Raw genomic sequence first — 16,409 nt, 5'->3', positions numbered from 1 at the left:
CGCAGGAGTATTGTCTCGCCCGAGCTCGCCAGACAGTCGCCGCCGGTTTTCCGGGGGAGGAAAGTCCGGGCTCCACAGGGCAAGGTGCCAGGTAACGCCTGGGCGGCGCGAGCCGACGGAAAGTGCAACAGAAAGTATACCGCCTAAGCGCCCTCGGGCGCCGGTAAGGGTGAAACGGTGCGGTAAGAGCGCACCGCGTGGCTGGCAACAGTCCACGGCGATGGTAAACCCCACCTGGAGCAAGACCAAATAGGAATCCAATGGCGTAGCCCGCGCTGGATTCGGGTAGGTTGCTTGAGGTCTGTGGTGACGCAGACCCTAGATGAATGACTGTCCAAGACAGAACCCGGCTTATCGGCGAGCTCGCTCTTTTCCCTTCCTGTGACATTCGTCATTCTCAACAGATGTCCTTTATATCCAAAAAATCTTAAACCTCACTTGCAGTCTTCAGACTTTTTTGCAGGTATTTGATTTTGCTTCTTTTCTTTTCCGTAATCTCACCATTTTATCGAATCCGTCTCTGTAACCTCTTGTCATAAAAGGAACTTTTCCAAGTGTGGCGCTGTTTGCGGCGCTTGCATTGTGTATTGCGTGTTTCTATAGTGTGCAGAAGTGGGAAAAAGTGGTTTCTAGTGGTTTTTTGTGGATATCTGGCACCCAGAGACAGCGTAAATGAGTAATTTTCTCGGCAGTCATGCCATCAATATGGATGCGAAGGGTCGCCTGGCGATTCCCTCCAAGGTGCGCGAAGAGCTCGCGCAGGCCTGTGGTGGGCGCATTGTATTGACGGCAAACGCTGACGAGGAGCGGTGTCTGCTGGTCTATCCGGAGCCCGAGTGGGAAGTTCTACGGCCCAAAATCGAGGCGCTTCCCAACATGAATAAGGCGGCCCGGCGGCTGCAGCGTCTGATCCTGGGTAATGCTGCGCCCATGGAGCTGGATTCGGCCGGGCGTATTCTGATTCCGCCAACCCTTAGAAGCTATGCCCATCTGGAGAAAAAGCTGATGTTGATCGGGCAAGGCAAGAAGCTAGAGCTTTGGAGTGAAGAGCGCTGGTTTGCCTGGCTGGATGAATCCTCTGATGACGAAGACATGCCGCCCGAGATGGAGGCGCTGTCCTTATGACCACCGATCGCAGTCAGGAGGCCGGGGCAGCGTACTCGCATCGCTCGGTGCTCCTGGATTCGGCGGTCGACTATCTGGTCAACGACCCCGACGGCTATTACGTGGATGGCACCTTTGGACGGGGTGGTCACAGCCGCCTGATTCTCGGTCGCCTCGGCCCGTCGGCGCGGTTGCTGGGTGTCGACAAGGATCCCGAGGCGATCCGCGCGGCAAAGCAGTTGGAAGCCCAGGATAACCGGTTCCACAGTTTCCACGGTTCTTTCGCCGAGCTGGACGCTGCGGTGGCCGGTCAGGGTTGGCAGACAGTGAACGGTGTGTTGCTGGATCTCGGCGTGTCATCGCCGCAGCTTGATGATGCCTCCCGTGGATTCAGCTTCATGCGTGATGGTCCATTGGACATGCGCATGAACACCGAGCAATCGCCCAGTGCGGCCGAGTGGCTTGCAACAGCGGACGAGTCGGACATCGCAAACGTGATTTTCCGTTACGGCGAGGAGAAGTTCTCGCGGCGTATCGCCCGGCTCCTGGTCGAGCGTCGTCAGGCAGCGCCCGTCGAGACCACTCGCCAGTTGGCAGAGTTGGTCAGCGAGGCGGTGCCAAAGAAGGAGAAACATAAGCATCCGGCTACCCGGACCTTTCAGGCAATCCGGATTTTTATCAACCGGGAGCTGGAAGATCTGGAAGTGGGTCTTCAGTCTGCTGTTGACCACCTCGCTCCTGGAGGGCGTCTGGTGGTCATCAGTTTTCATTCGCTGGAAGACCGGTTGGTCAAGCGGTTCATGAGGGATCTGGCGCGCGGGCCACAGCTGCCCAAAGGTGTGCCCGTAACTGCGGAACAGGAAGCCTCGGATTTCCGGCTCGTTGGCAAAGCCAGCAAGGCCGGCGCCGAAGAAGTAAGTGACAACGTACGTGCCCGCAGCGCAGTCATGCGGGTGCTCGAACGCACCGATATCAGGAAAAACTCGCAGGGGAGCGCGTAACCATGGGCGCTGTTGCCATTGAAGAGCCGGTAAAAACGGCGAAGCTCAACAAGCAGAAGGTCCGGGACGGTGTCGCAACCGCGGTCCGTATCTCAAGGCAGGTTTTCGCTGCCACGAAGCAGGGCAAGGTGCTTGTCTCGCTTGGTCTGGTCGCCGTGTTGCTGGCTTCCTCTATTGGCGTGGTGGTCAGTGCCCACGAGAACCGGGAGCTTTTCAACACGCTGTCGCAACTTCAGTCCGAGCGCGACCGTTATCAGAGCGAATGGAGCCAGCTTCTGCTCGAGCAGAGTGCGTTAAGCGCTCATGGCCGGGTCGAAAAGCTGGCGGCTGAGCGTTTCGGCATGGTGGTGCCGGGACGTCAGGATATTGTGCTGGTGCCACTGATGTCGCCGGTTACCAGCCGGTAATCAACGAGAACAACAACGATTCAGGGTGATCGACGTGTCCGATCAGGGAAAGAAGACAACATGGGGGCAGCGTTTGGCGTCCGGGCTGGCAGCCTGGCGTTTTGGCTCCGTCGTGGGCGTCTTTCTCCTGGTGGTGGGTGTGCTTGGCTGGCGCCTGGTCGATCTCCATGTCGTAGATAATGATTTCCTGCGCAAGCAGGGTGATGTCCGTACGATCCGGGTTGAGAGTATTGATGCTCATCGTGGTGTTGTCACCGATCGTTATGACGAGCCGCTGGCCGTCAGCACGCCAGTGCAGACCATCTGGGCGAATCCTTCTGAAGCAAATCCCTCCGAGGCGCGACTCACCAACCTTGCGCGGCTGCTCGATATCAATGAAGCCTCTCTCCGGCAACGTCTCGAAGAATACTCCGGGCGGGAATTCATCTATCTGCGCCGCAAGGTTCAGCCGGATCTGGCCAGAAAGGTTCTCGAACTGGAGATTGACGGGATATACGCCCGTCAGGAGTACCGTCGCTATTACCCCGCGGGCGAAGTGACCGCTCACGTTGTGGGCTTCACCGACATCGACGAGCGCGGGCAGGAAGGGATCGAGCTCGCCTACAACCAGTGGCTGTCCGGTGAAACCGGCCGGAAGCGGGTCCTGAAAGACAACCGTGGCCGGATTATCAAGGATCTGACCCTGATTCGCGATGCCAGCCCCGGCCAGAATCTTGCCCTCAGCATCGATCTGCGCCTCCAGTACCTGGCCTACCGGGAACTCAAGGCGGTCGTGGCGGCTCATAATGCCAGAGGGGGTACGCTGGTCATGCTCGACGTGGATACCGGTGAGGTCCTGGCGATGGTCAACCAGGGGTCCTATAACCCCAATGACCGCAGTCAGCTCGCAGCGGAAAATCTTCGAAACAAGGCTATCACCGACCTCTTCGAGCCCGGCTCAACCATGAAGCCGATCACCATGGCGGCGGCTCTGGAATCCGGCAGCTACTCGGTTAATAGCACCATTGATACCAACCCGGGGTTTCGCCGTTTCGGTCGTTTCACCATCCGGGATCATCGCAACTATGGCGTCATGGATATGACCGAGATCATCGTCAAGTCCAGCAACGTCGGAATCAGCCGGATTGCCACCGACCTCGGCGGCGATGTGATTCGTGATCTCTACGCCCGTCTGGGGCTTGGCCAGCCGACGGGGATCGGTTTTCCCGGCGAAGCCGTGGGCGTCTTGCCATCGCCACCCAAGTGGCGCCCCGTGGAAGAGGCGACACTGTCCTACGGATACGGCATGAGCGTGAACGCTCTTCAACTGGCCCAGGCCTATATGGTGATCGCCAATGGTGGCGTGCGCTATCCCCTGAGCCTGGTCCGGCAGGACAAGAAGCCAGAGGGACAGCGAGTGCTTTCGGAGCAGGTCACCCTCCAGGTTCGCAATATGCTGCGCGAGGCCGTTTCAAGGGGTACCGGCAAGCGGGCCCAGCCGGGATTCTACTCGGCCGGCGGCAAGACCGGGACCGTTCATCTTGTTGGGGCCCAGGGTTACGAGGATAGCCAGTACAAGGCGATTTTTGCCGGTATGGCGCCTATTGATAACCCCAGGCTGGTTACGGTTGTGGCCGTTGATGCGCCGCAGTCCGGAGAATACTACGGTGGTGAAGTGGCCGCGCCAGTATTCTCACGGGTAATGAGTGACGCACTGCGACTGTTGAATGTGAAGCCTGAACTGGAAGTAGGAGGGGCCGAAATGGCTTCTTCTGCATCCGGAGAGCGAGGGTAGGCCTATGTGCATCACATCTCTCAGCACGTTATTGCAGGGTATCGTAGCGGTTCCGTCGGTGTTCGACGTGACCATCCACGGACTGAAAACCGACAGTCGGGAAGTCGCCTCCGGCGACGCCTTTATCGCCCTCTCGGGCGCCCGAACGCCGGCTGATTACTATGTCGATAAGGCCATTGCAGCGGGCGCAACGGTCATCCTCCTGGAAGCGCAGCAGTCGGGAGAGTGCACCGAACGCCACGGTGCCCTGATCGTGCCTGTTGCTGGCCTGCGCAGTCTGGTGGGGCGAATCGCAGACCGATTTTTTGAGCATCCGTCGCAACGGCTTCGCCTGATCGGTGTAACCGGAACCAACGGCAAGACGTCGGTTTGCCAGTATGTGGCGCAACTGCTCAAGGAAACGGGAACGCCCTGCGGTATCCTCGGCACACTTGGCTATGGCATGCCCGGCGCCCTGCAGCCCGCGACCCACACAACGCCGGATGCCGTTGAGATCAACCGGGTGCTGTCGCGGATCGTGAAACAGGAAGGTCGTGCTGCGGTGATGGAAGTGTCTTCCCATGCCCTTGACCAGGGTCGCGTGGATAACCTCTCCATGACAGGCGCGGTATTCACGAATCTGACCCGGGATCATCTGGACTACCACGGTTCCATGGAAGCCTATGGTGCCGCCAAGGCACAGCTCTTCCAGCGCGAAGAGCTGCATTTTTCGGTAATCAACTTTGACGATCCATTTGGTCGACAGCTGTTCGAACAGCTGGACGGCAAATGTGATCGCGTGCGCTACAGCCTGCACGAGGCCCAGACCGAGCTCTGGTTGCGGGAATTCCGGCCGACCGACGAAGGCTTCGAAGCTGAGGTCGATGGCGAATGGGGCCAGTTTGTTGTCTCGGTTCCGCTGATGGGAAGTTTCAACGCGAGCAATGTATTGGCGGCTATGGCAACGGTTCTGACGCTCGGCGTGCCGATCGAGCGCGTGCAGCAGGCTGTGGGTCGGCTCACACCACCACCGGGCCGGCTGGAGCGGTTTGTGGGTGCTAATGGTGTCAGGGTGGTGGTCGATTACGCCCACACCCCGGATGCCCTCGCCAATGCTCTGACAGCGCTGCGTCCGCATGTTGCCGGTGAGCTGGTCTGCGTGTTTGGTTGCGGCGGTGACCGTGATGCCGGTAAACGCCCGGAAATGGCCCGGGAAGCCGAGAGGCTTGCGGATCGGGTGGTCGTTACCGATGACAATCCCCGCAGTGAGGACCCCGAAACAATTGCGCAGCATATTCTCGCCGGTTTCACGGACGCTGTCCGGGTCTCTGTCATCCATGACCGGGCAGAGGCCATTCAGTCGACGATCCGCTCGGCCACGCCAAACGACGTCGTTCTGATCGCAGGGAAAGGCCACGAGGCTTATCAGGAAATTGCCGGCCAGAAATACCCATTCAATGATGCGGAGCAGGTTCGCCACGCCTTGAAACTCAATGGGGGTGTGGCATGATGCGCGCCTTTTCGCTGGCGGAAGCCAAGGGTTGGCTGGGCGCCGAGTGCACTTCGGGTGACCTTGCGTCGGTGAACTTCGCCGGGGTTTCCACTGATACCCGCACCCTCGAGCCTGGCCAGCTGTTCGTGGCCCTGCGAGGCGAAAATTTTGATGGTCATCGTTTCCTGCAACAGGCCATGGATAAAGGCGCGGTTGGCCTGGTGGTCGATACGCCTGATACCAGCTTGGCTCTGCCTCAGTTGGTAGTGAATGACACGCTGGAGGCCCTTGCCCGGCTGGCGGCCGGCAACCGTGAAGAAAGCACAGCCGCCATCCTCGCGATCACTGGCAGCAGCGGCAAGACCACTGTCAAGGAAATGTGCGCCGCCATTCTCTCGCAGATGGGCAAAACGCTCTCAACAAGAGGCAACCTGAACAATCACATCGGTGTTCCGCTTACGCTGTTCGGCCTTTCTCCGGAACACCAGTACGGCGTGATTGAACTGGGTGCCAGTGGGCTGGGTGAAATTGCCCATACCGTCGCCCTGGCAAAGCCCCGCGTTGGGATTCTCACGAATGCTGGCGAGGCCCACCTGGAAGGGTTTGGCAGCTACGAGAATATTGTCCTGGCCAAGGGCGAAATCATTGACGGCGTGGCGGCAGACGGGCTGATGGTGCTCAACGGTGATGATCCGGCCTTCGCGCAGTGGCGCACCCGTGCCGGGACCCGCCGCGTCGCAGGTGTCAGCCGTCTCGGCGCAGAGGCGGATTATCACGCGGTCATTGAGGGCCAGGAAGCCGGAACCAGAACCCTTCAGGTAAGCGGTCCGGACGGCTGGCTATGCCGGGTCACGCTGGGGCTGGAGGGCGATCACAACATCACCAACATGCTGCTTGCCATTGCGGCCACCCGTGAGTTGGGTGCCAGTGATCAGGCGATTGTTGCAGGGCTGTCCTGTGTTGCGCCGGTGAAGGGGCGGCTCCAGGTCTTGCAGTTGTCGCCGGAACTGACGCTGATTGACGACAGTTACAACGCCAACCCGTCGTCCATGAAAGCCGCGCTCGGGGTACTCGCCGGCCGAGCAGGCCATAAGATTGCCGTACTCGGTGCCATGGCAGAGCTTGGCGCCGAGGCAAATGCGTTGCACAGGGAAATTGGATTGTGCGCCCGGGAGCAAGGTATCGATCGACTGATTACCGTGGGGCCGGGTTGTGAAGGTTATGCCGACGGGTTTGGCGAGTCCACCGAACCCGGGCTGAGCCATGAGCAGGCCGTTGAATCGGCGATTGGAAACAAAAACACACCATTGACAGTGCTGGTCAAGGGTTCTCGCAGTTCCGCCATGGAGCGTGTGGTGGAGGGAATTAAAGAAAAGGTGAATAACTCATGCTGCTCTGGCTGACAGAGGTCCTATCACAGTATTTCTCTGCACTGACGGTGTTTCAGTACCTGACCCTGCGTGGAATTCTGGGCACACTCACCGCGCTGCTGATTTCGCTGATCATCGGCCCGGTGATGATCCGCAAGCTGAGCCAGTACCAGATTGGTCAGGCCGTGAGAGATGACGGTCCGCAAACCCATCTCAGCAAAGCTGGCACCCCGACTATGGGTGGCGCACTGATCCTGGTGGCCATTGGCATAAGTACGCTGCTCTGGGCGGATCTTGGCAACCGCTACGTCTGGGTCACCCTACTGGTGACGTTGCTGTTCGGCGCAATCGGCTGGGTTGATGACTATCGCAAGGTGGTGGAACGCAACCCGCGGGGCCTGCCGGCCCGCTGGAAGTATTTCTGGCAGTCGGTCATCGGCGCAACGGCGGCCGTCGTGCTGTTCTTCAGTTCCGCCTTGCCTCAGGAGACATCCCTGTATGTACCCTTTGTAAAGCAGGTGTCCCTCACCCTTGGCCCGGTGCTGTTCATTCTGCTCACCTATTTCGTGATCGTTGGCAGCAGCAACGCCGTCAACCTGACGGACGGCCTGGATGGTCTGGCAATCATGCCGACGGTGATGGTCGCCGGTGCGCTTGGTATCTTCGCTTACCTGTCCGGGCACGCCCAGTTCGCCAACTACCTGCTCATCCCGCACCTCCCGGGCACCGGGGAGCTTATCGTTTTCTGCGGTGCGCTTGTTGGCGCCGGGCTTGGTTTCCTCTGGTTCAACACTTACCCGGCCCAGGTTTTCATGGGGGATGTTGGCGCCTTGGCCCTCGGTGCCGCCCTGGGTGTGGTTGCGGTGATTGTCCGCCAGGAAATTGTGCTGTTCATCATGGGCGGTGTGTTCGTGATGGAAACCGTGTCAGTGATCCTTCAGGTTGCGTCCTTCCGTCTGACCGGGCGGCGGATCTTCCGCATGGCGCCGCTGCACCACCACTTTGAACTGAAAGGCTGGCCGGAGCCACGAGTGATTGTCCGGTTCTGGGTGATCACGGTCGTTCTGGTCCTGATTGGCATCGCCAGTCTGAAACTGAGATAGGGAAAGCGCTGCAACTATGAGTGTCATTGTTTCGGATCGTCGCACACTGGTCGTAGGGCTCGGTAAAACCGGGCTTTCCTGCGTGCGCTATCTGTCCGAACAGGGGCGGGACGTTGCTGTGGCCGATAGCCGTACGGCTCCTCCGGGTCTCGATCAGCTGAAGGTCGGTTGGCCGGATATTCCGGTACACCTCGGGACCTTTGACGCAGAGCTGTTTGCCGGTTTCAACGAACTGGTGGTCAGCCCGGGAATCAGCATTGCCGAACCAGCCATTGCAGCTGCCGCCCGCCAGGGAGCTAGAATCCGCGGCGACATTGATCTGTTCGCCGAGGCCGCCGACGCGCCGATCGTTGCCATTACCGGCTCCAATGGCAAAACCACCGTCACCACACTGGTGGGTGAGATGGCCAAAGCGGCGGGCCGGAACGTCGCCGTTGGCGGCAACATCGGTACCCCGGCTCTTGATCTTCTCGGCCAGGGCGCAGACCTGTATGTGCTCGAGCTTTCGAGTTTCCAGCTGGAGACCACGGACGAGCTGAATGCCCTTGCGGCAACGGTGCTCAACCTCAGTGACGACCACATGGACCGTTACCCCAACAAGATGGCGTATTTCCAGGCCAAGCAGCGGATATTCCGGGGTTGCAAGAACGCCATTGTCAATCTCGACGATGCTCTGAGCACCCCCATGGCAAGGGACAACCTGAGGTTCCTGTGTTTCGGCTTCCACCGGGTGAACCCCGAGACCTTCAGCACCCGGGACGATGACCAGGGCACCTGGATTACCTTCGGGTTTGATAACCTCTTGCTGGCCAGCGAGTTGAAGCTGATGGGGCATCACAACATCAGCAACGTAATGGCCGCTCTGGCACTGGGCCATGCAGCCGGGCTGCCCATGGATGTGATGCTCAGGGTCGCGCGGGAATTTCCGGGGCTGCCGCATCGCTGTGAATTCGTGCGCCGGCTGAACGATGTGGACTTCATCAACGATTCCAAGGGAACCAATGTCGGCGCCACGGTAGCCGCTATTGAAAGCCTCGCCCCGGACAAAGGCAAAGTGGTGCTGATTGCCGGTGGTGATGGCAAAGGGGCCGATTTTACCGCCCTGGAAGCGCCCATCGCCCTGCATTGCCGGGCCGTGCTGCTGATCGGCCGTGATGCGCCGGCCATCGCCGATGTGCTGGGCAGCGGTATTCCCGTACACCGGGTCGGTAGCCTTGCCGAGGCGGTTTCCCGCTCTGCCGAACTGGCCATGCCCGGAGACCGGGTGTTGCTCTCGCCGGCTTGCGCCAGCTTTGACATGTTCCGCGACTATCTTGATCGCGGTGACCAGTTCCGTTCTCTGGTGGAGGCCCTGTGATGCACGCAGATCTTCCACTCCAGAACCGGAACCCGTGGCTGGGCGAGATACAGCCCCTGCCGATGTTGGTGATCAGCTCCGTTGCATTGCTGGTGATGGGTGTGGTCATGATTTCCTCGGCGTCCATGGATATGGCCGCCGAAACCATGGGTAACAGCTACCACTACGTGATCCGCCAGCTGATGTTTGCCGGTCTTGGTTGCCTGCTCGCACTGGTAGCGGTGAACGTGCCAGTAGCCTGGTGGGAGCGTAGCGGCTGGCTGCTGCTGGGCATCGGTCTGTTGGTCCTTATTCTGGTGTTGACGCCTCTGGGCCGTACGGTGAACGGCTCCACCCGCTGGATTCCGTTTGGCCTGTTCAACGTCCAGGTCTCGGAAGTGGCGAAACTCTGCCTGATTGCCTACCTGGCCGGCTACGTGGTCCGTCGTCGGGATGAACTGCTCAATACCTGGCTTGGTTTCCTGAAGCCGTTGGTTGTCCTCGGTTTGGCATCGGTTCTGCTGGTGATTCAGCCGGACTTCGGTGCCACCGTGGTGTTGGTGACGGCAGCGGCGGGGATGATTTTCCTGAGCGGTGTCCGGCTTAGCCGCTTTGTGCCTCTGATAGGCACGCTGGTGGTCCTGGGTGCCATTCTGATCGTTACCCAGCCTTACCGTCTGAAGCGGGTTGTCAGCTATCTCGATCCCTGGAAAGACCAGTTCGACAGCGGTTACCAGTTGACCCAGTCCCTGATTGCCTTCGGTCGCGGAGACTGGGGTGGTGTCGGCCTCGGAAACTCCATCCAGAAGCTGTTCTATCTGCCAGAGGCCCACACCGACTTCATCTTCGCAATCATTGCTGAAGAATTCGGCCTCCTAGGCTCCTTGCTGGTGCTCAGCCTCTTCACCCTGCTGGTGGTAACCGGGTTCGTCATTGCCCGCCGGGCCGAGAAGGCGGACATGCCGTTTGGCGCCTGTTTTGCCTATGGGCTGACCCTGCTGATTGGCCTGCAGGCAGGCATCAACATGGCGGTCAGCACCGGGCTTCTGCCAACCAAAGGGCTGACTCTGCCGCTGGTGAGCTACGGTGGATCCAGCCTGATGATTACCTGTATCTGCATTGGCGTTCTTGCCCGTGTGGAAATGGAGCGCCTGGATCAGGAAAAGCTGGCCCGAGAGAAAACCGGTCCAAAGACGCGGGGAGGTGCGGTGTATGACTGAACAGCGTCGCTTCCTGATGATGGCTGGAGGTACCGGTGGGCACGTGTTCCCGGCCCTGGCAACGGCTCGGGCGCTTGAGGCTCGTGGCCACCAGGTGTACTGGCTCGGAGCCAATGGCGGAATGGAGCAGAGGCTGATCGGCGAAACCGATATCCCGCTGTCACTGATTCATATTTCCGGTTTGCGGGGCAAGGGCAAGCTTGCACTGTTGCTGGCTCCGTTCCGGCTGATGCGGGCGCTGGGTGAGGCGTTCACCGTCCTACGCCGGATTCGCCCGGATTGCGTCGTAGGCATGGGCGGATTTGTTACCGGGCCGGGTGGTGTCGCCGCCTGGCTGAACCGTACGCCGCTGGTGATTCATGAGCAGAACGCCATCGCCGGAATGACCAACCGCATCCTGGTGAGATTTGCAGAAACCGTGCTGGAGGCGTTTCCGGGTAGCTTCGGGCCGAAAGTGGTTACCCGCTGTACCGGCAATCCGGTGCGGGAGGACCTCGCGGCCTTGCCCGTTCCGGAAAAGCGCCTGGCGGACCGTGAAGGTGCTCTCAGATTGCTGGTGATCGGCGGCAGTCTCGGCGCGCAGGTCTTCAATGAACAGCTCCCCGAGGCGCTAGCCATGTTGCCGGAAGGTGACCGGCCAGTGGTCCGCCACCAGTGTGGTGAGCGGCATGCCGAGGCGGCGAAGCAGGCCTATGAGGAGCATGGCGTGGAAGCGGCCGTTGAGCCGTTCATCAAGGACATGGCCGAGGCCTATCAGTGGGCCGACCTGGTGCTGTGCCGGGCAGGCGCACTGACGGTTTCGGAATTGTGCGCCGCGGGTATCGGCGCTGTGCTGGTGCCTTTTCCCCACGCCGTGGATGACCACCAGACGAAAAACGGGCAACAAATGGTGTCGGCGAAGGCAGCCATTCTGATTCCACAGGCAAAAATGACCCCGGCGGTGCTTGCGGAAACCCTGGGTGATCTGGCCCGGAATCGTGACCGGGTAAACGAAATGGCGAAGGCCGCCCGAACATTGGCCCGCCCTGATGCAACGGAGAGAGTCGTGAATTACTGTCTGGAGGCCGCCAATGGCTGATGCAAATAGTCCGCCCCTGGTCTATCAGGTGCCTGAAATGCGCCGGATCCGTCACATCCACTTTGTGGGTATTGGTGGTGCGGGGATGAGCGGCATCGCCGAGGTTCTCAAGAATCAGGGCTACGACGTTTCCGGATCGGATCTGAAAGAAGGGGCGGTTACCGATCGTCTCAAGGCCATGGGCGTAGAAGTGCAGATCGGCCATCGGGAAGAGAACAGCGCCAGTGCCGATGTGGTTGTGGTGTCTTCCGCGGTGTCTGCGGAAAACCCGGAAGTCGTGGCGGCCCGCAGTCGTCGGGTGCCGATTGTACCCAGGGCAGAAATGCTGGCGGAAATCATGCGCTATCGTCACGGCATCGCCGTCGCTGGAACCCATGGCAAGACGACAACCACCAGCCTGATTGCATCCATTCTGGGTGAGGCGGGCCTGGACCCGACTTTCGTGATTGGCGGCAAGCTGAACAGCGCCGGCACCAACGCTCAGCTGGGCGGTTCCCGCTATCTCGTGGCGGAGGCCGACGAGAGTGATGCCTCCTTCCTGCATCTGACGCCGGTGATTTCGGTGGTGACCAACATCGAAGCGGACCATATGGATACCTATGGCGGCGATGTCGAGAAGCTGAAGCAGACCTTTGTGGACTTTCTGCACAACCTGCCGTTTTACGGTGTTGCGGTGATGTGCGTCGATGACGGTTACGTTCAGGAGATCATCCCCCGGATATCCCGGGCCATCATCACCTACGGAATTGACAACCCGGAGGCGGACTACCGGGCCGAGAGCATCAATTCCGACGGTTTGCGGACCCACTTTGTGGTGAAGCGTCCGGCCGGACGCAGCGACCTCGCGGTCGAGCTCAAAATGCCGGGCCGTCATAACGTGCTGAACGCGCTGGCGGCCATCGCTGTTGCCACAGACGAGGGCGTTGACGATGACGCGATCTGCCGCGGGCTGGCGGGATTTGCCGGTGTTGGACGTCGGTTCCAGGTCTACGGCGATTACCAGACCCCCAAAGGCATGGTCACCCTGGTGGACGATTACGGACACCACCCCACAGAAGTGGAGGCGGTTATCCGCGCTGCACACGATGCCTGGCCGGATCGCCGGGTGGTCATGCTTTACCAGCCGCACCGCTTTACGCGGACCCGCGACCTTTATGAAGACTTTGTCCGGGTGCTTTCGGAAGTGGACGGCTTGCTTTTAATGGACGTGTATTCCGCCGGCGAACCGGCGATTCCGGGTGCGGATGGTCGGGCCCTGTGTCGCAGTATTCGCCAGCGCGGGCAGGTGGAGCCGGTGTTTGTTGAGGACAATCTGGAAATCGAGTCCCTGCTGGCCAATGTGCTGCAGGACGGCGATCTGCTGATAACCCAGGGCGCCGGCGATATTGGCGGCGTGGCAGCGCGGCTCGCAGCCGCGGGAGTGATAGCTGGTGAGTGACATGCATCATGCTGAACCACAGGCTTATCAGGCCGACCCGGAGCTCGTTCGGTCGCTCGGTCGGGTGGCCGTGTTCATGGGTGGAGATTCCGCTGAAAGGGAAGTGTCCCTGAAAAGCGGCAAGGCGGTACTGGCGGCGCTGGTGTCAGCCGGCGTGGATGCGTTTGCAGTGGACGTTCGCGGCTGCCTGCTGAGAACCGTCGATAACCCTGATTTTGACCGGGTGTTCATTGCGCTGCATGGTCGTGGAGGCGAGGACGGTACCTTGCAGGCCATCCTCTCGCAGGCCGGTATTCCCTACACCGGCAGCGATGTGCTGGCCTCGGCACTGGCCATGGACAAGCTGAGAACTAAGTACGTGTTCGAAGGCTGTGGCCTGCCAACGCCGAAGTTCCGCACCATGTCCGGAGCAGATCAGGCCGAACAGATTATTGGTGAACTGCGGGCGCCCTTGAGTGTGAAACCTTCCCGGGAAGGTTCCAGTATCGGCATCCGCAAGGTACACACGGCGGCCGAATTGGCTGACGCCTACGAAGCCGCCGCCGCGCTGGACAATCTGGTGCTGGTGGAGGAGTGGATCGAAGGGCCGGAATTCACCGTCAGCCTGTTGCAGGATCGGGCGCTTCCGGCCATTGGCCTGAGCGCAAGCACCGAACACGTTTTTTACGATTACGAGGCCAAGTACCTGGCGGACGATACCCGCTATCGCATTCCCTGTGGTCTGGCACCGGAAGACGAAGTTCGCCTTCAGCACCTGGCACTGGAGGCCTTTCGGGTTGTTGGCTGTCGGACCTGGGGCCGGGTCGACATCATGCAGGACAGCGACGGCAAGTTCTGGCTGCTGGAGGTCAATACCGTGCCCGGTATGACGGACCACAGTCTTGTGCCCATGGCTGCGAAGGCCGCAGGCATCAGCTTCGAAGAGCTGGTGGTCCGGATCCTGAAAGACAGTCTGGAGGACGCCAATGCTTGAAACACTGCTGATCCGGAGCCGGGCGACTCCGTCCGAGCCCCCGCGACGCCGGGGGGCAACGTCCCTCGGTCCCGAGCGGGACCGGTTTGGCGTGTTGAAGGGTGTGCTGGCAGCTGTACCCTGGCTCCAGGTGGGCATGGGCGCCGTGATTGTGCTGTTGGCTGCACTGGTGCCGTGGGGCACTGGCAAGGTGCTGGGTGCCATGGATCAGCAGATACTTGCCGTGGATGTGAAAGGAGAATTTGTGGGCGATAGCCGGGTCGCCATTGAGCGCGCCGCTGGCGACTGGATCGGCAAGAGCTATTTCGCCACCGATCTTTCGGAAATCAAAGACAGCCTGGAGCGTCGGCCCTGGGTTGAGTCCGCGGCGGTGCGTCGGGTATGGCCGGATCGCCTGGTGATCGATATCAGGGAGAAGAAACCCCTGGCTTACTGGACCGATGGACGTCTCGTAAGCCGGACCGGTGAGCTGTTCGCGCCGGCGAATCCAGAGGTTGCGGGTCGGTTGCCGCGACTCGCAGGGCCGGATGAAAGGGTGCGGGATGTGATCGATATGGCGCGGAATATGAGCGACAAGCTGGTCGCCCGGGGGCTTGGATTTTCAGGCCTGACCCTGGAGCATCGGGGTGCATGGACCCTGCAGCTGGCCAACGGCATCGAGGTGGTGCTTGGCCGGGATCAGGTGGCGCAACGGTTTGATCGGTTTATCACGGTTTATGAAAACCGACTGGCAGCAAGGTCGGACGAAGTCAGTCGGGTAGATGCCCGCTACACCAATGGTGTGGCGGTCAAGTGGAAGGCTGTCGAGACAGCCTCCAGCCCAAAATCATAGCAACGGTTAATTCAGACCTACGGTTTGGTGGAACACATGTCATCGGTTGAAACGGAAAACATGATTGTCGGCCTCGATATCGGAACCTCAAAGGTGGTTGCGATTGTCGGCAAGCGCAAAATGGACGGCACCATCGAAGTGGTGGGCATTGGTTCCCACCCTTCCCGGGGCCTAAAGCGTGGAGTGGTGGTGAATATTGAAACCACCGTCCAGGCAATTCAGCGCGCGGTGGAAGAGGCGGAATTGATGGCCGGGTGCCGCATTCACTCGGTGTATGCGGGTATTGCCGGCAGCCACATCAAGAGCCTGAATTCCCACGGGATCGTTGCAATCCGTGACCGTGAGGTCACCCAGGCCGACATTGACCGGGTCATTGACGCCGCCCAGGCGGTTGCGATTCCTGCAGACCAGAAGATTCTCCATATTCTGCCCCAGGAGTTCGTGATCGACAGCCAGGAAGGCATCAAGGAACCCATGGGCATGTCCGGTGTGCGCCTGGAAGCAAAGGTGCATCTGGTGACCTGCGCGGTCAATGCTGCCCAGAACATAGAGAAATGCGTGAAGCGCTGTGGCCTGGAGGTGGATGATATCATCCTGGAGCAGCTGGCATCCAGCCACGCCATTCTCACCGAGGATGAGAAAGAGCTTGGTGTCTGCGTGGTGGATATCGGTGGCGGCACCACGGATATTGCCGTGTTTACCGGCGGTGCTATCCGGCACACGGCGGTGATTCCGATTGCCGGCGACCAGGTGACCAACGACATTGCCATGGCGCTTCGCACACCAACCCAGAATGCCGAAGAAATCAAGATCAAGTATGCCTGCGCACTGACCCAGCTGGCCGGTGCGGATGAAACCATCAAGGTGCCCAGTGTTGGCGATCGCGCGCCGCGGGATCTTTCCAGGCAGGCCCTGGCCGAGGTGGTGGAGCCGCGTTACGAGGAGCTGTTCACCCTGGTTCAGTCAGAGTTGCGCCGGTCCGGATTTGAGGACCTCATTCCGGCAGGCATCGTGATAACCGGCGGTTCCTCCACCATGGAAGGCGTGGTGGAGCTGGCCGAAGAGATCTTCCACATGCCGGTAAGGCTGGCCTGTCCGCAGGCGGTTTCCGGCATGACGGAGGTGGTCAACAATCCGATCTACGCCACTGGCGTTGGGTTGTTGATTCATGGTTTCCGCCAGATGGATCTGGGGCGGGCACCGGTGCTCAAGGGTGAAGATGCACCCTCGCTGTTTGAGCGCATGAAAGCCTGGTTTACCGGTCATTTCTGACGGAGCCGGGCAGGTAGTACACGAAGGTAT

The 16,409-nt window shown here is 60.1% G+C and carries 14 protein-coding genes and 1 other RNA gene; all 15 read left to right on the top strand.

The window, feature by feature from the left end; all coding sequences use genetic code 11:
- Window positions 1-20: 20 nt before the first annotated feature.
- The 15 genes from rnpB (at window position 21) to ftsA (ending at window position 16,379) form a co-directional block, all read left to right on the top strand.
- Window positions 21-370, top strand: an RNA gene (gene rnpB / locus J3362_RS18645) — RNase P RNA component class A.
- 302 nt (window positions 371-672) lie between these two features.
- Window positions 673-1,125 carry a division/cell wall cluster transcriptional repressor MraZ gene (mraZ, locus tag J3362_RS18640; RefSeq protein WP_008176533.1) on the top strand — a complete coding sequence of 151 codons (453 nt, stop codon included), beginning with the start codon at window positions 673-675 and terminating at the stop codon, window positions 1,123-1,125.
- Window positions 1,122-2,105: a 16S rRNA (cytosine(1402)-N(4))-methyltransferase RsmH gene (gene rsmH, locus J3362_RS18635; protein WP_349521715.1), complete on the top strand. Its 984-nt coding sequence runs from the start codon at window positions 1,122-1,124 to the stop codon at window positions 2,103-2,105. Before mraZ ends, rsmH begins: the two co-directional genes overlap by 4 nt.
- Window positions 2,106-2,107: 2 nt before the next feature.
- The gene (ftsL, locus tag J3362_RS18630) at window positions 2,108-2,512 is read left to right on the top strand and encodes a cell division protein FtsL (RefSeq protein WP_014576098.1); all 405 of its coding nucleotides are present in this window, start codon (window positions 2,108-2,110) and stop codon (window positions 2,510-2,512) included.
- Between the two features lie 34 nt (window positions 2,513-2,546).
- A complete protein-coding gene (locus J3362_RS18625) occupies window positions 2,547-4,286 on the top strand; it encodes a peptidoglycan D,D-transpeptidase FtsI family protein (protein WP_349521714.1) in 1,740 nt (579 codons plus the stop codon).
- 4 nt (window positions 4,287-4,290) lie between these two features.
- On the top strand, window positions 4,291-5,775 hold the full coding sequence (locus J3362_RS18620; RefSeq protein ID WP_349521713.1) for a UDP-N-acetylmuramoyl-L-alanyl-D-glutamate--2,6-diaminopimelate ligase: 1,485 nt from the start codon (window positions 4,291-4,293) through the stop codon (window positions 5,773-5,775).
- Complete coding sequence (locus J3362_RS18615) at window positions 5,772-7,160, top strand: UDP-N-acetylmuramoyl-tripeptide--D-alanyl-D-alanine ligase (RefSeq protein WP_349521712.1); 1,389 nt, start codon at window positions 5,772-5,774, stop codon at window positions 7,158-7,160. The genes J3362_RS18620 and J3362_RS18615 overlap by 4 nt, the downstream gene beginning before the upstream one ends.
- Window positions 7,145-8,230: a phospho-N-acetylmuramoyl-pentapeptide-transferase gene (mraY, locus tag J3362_RS18610; protein WP_008176520.1), complete on the top strand. Its 1,086-nt coding sequence runs from the start codon at window positions 7,145-7,147 to the stop codon at window positions 8,228-8,230. The genes J3362_RS18615 and mraY overlap by 16 nt, the downstream gene beginning before the upstream one ends.
- Before the next feature lie 16 nt (window positions 8,231-8,246).
- Window positions 8,247-9,587 carry a UDP-N-acetylmuramoyl-L-alanine--D-glutamate ligase gene (murD, locus tag J3362_RS18605; protein WP_349521711.1) on the top strand — a complete coding sequence of 447 codons (1,341 nt, stop codon included), beginning with the start codon at window positions 8,247-8,249 and terminating at the stop codon, window positions 9,585-9,587.
- The gene (gene ftsW / locus J3362_RS18600; RefSeq protein WP_349521710.1) at window positions 9,587-10,786 is read left to right on the top strand and encodes a putative lipid II flippase FtsW; all 1,200 of its coding nucleotides are present in this window, start codon (window positions 9,587-9,589) and stop codon (window positions 10,784-10,786) included. Before murD ends, ftsW begins: the two co-directional genes overlap by 1 nt.
- Window positions 10,779-11,864: an undecaprenyldiphospho-muramoylpentapeptide beta-N-acetylglucosaminyltransferase gene (gene murG / locus J3362_RS18595; RefSeq protein WP_349521709.1), complete on the top strand. Its 1,086-nt coding sequence runs from the start codon at window positions 10,779-10,781 to the stop codon at window positions 11,862-11,864. Before ftsW ends, murG begins: the two co-directional genes overlap by 8 nt.
- Window positions 11,857-13,302: a UDP-N-acetylmuramate--L-alanine ligase gene (gene murC / locus J3362_RS18590; protein WP_349521708.1), complete on the top strand. Its 1,446-nt coding sequence runs from the start codon at window positions 11,857-11,859 to the stop codon at window positions 13,300-13,302. Before murG ends, murC begins: the two co-directional genes overlap by 8 nt.
- A gap of 1 nt (window position 13,303) precedes the next feature.
- A complete protein-coding gene (locus J3362_RS18585) occupies window positions 13,304-14,275 on the top strand; it encodes a D-alanine--D-alanine ligase (protein ID WP_349521744.1) in 972 nt (323 codons plus the stop codon).
- Window positions 14,268-15,107, top strand: coding sequence for a cell division protein FtsQ/DivIB (locus J3362_RS18580; RefSeq protein WP_088558035.1), 840 nt, complete (start codon window positions 14,268-14,270; stop codon window positions 15,105-15,107). The genes J3362_RS18585 and J3362_RS18580 overlap by 8 nt, the downstream gene beginning before the upstream one ends.
- Before the next feature lie 36 nt (window positions 15,108-15,143).
- A complete protein-coding gene (ftsA, locus tag J3362_RS18575; protein ID WP_008176504.1) occupies window positions 15,144-16,379 on the top strand; it encodes a cell division protein FtsA in 1,236 nt (411 codons plus the stop codon).
- Window positions 16,380-16,409 lie beyond the last annotated feature (30 nt).

This window comes from Marinobacter sp. NFXS11 (assembly GCF_040148675.1).
Taxonomy (GTDB): Bacteria; Pseudomonadota; Gammaproteobacteria; order Pseudomonadales; family Oleiphilaceae; genus Marinobacter.
The sequence above is the reverse complement of the archived record's forward strand: the minus strand, read 5'-3'. Positions and strand labels throughout refer to the sequence as shown.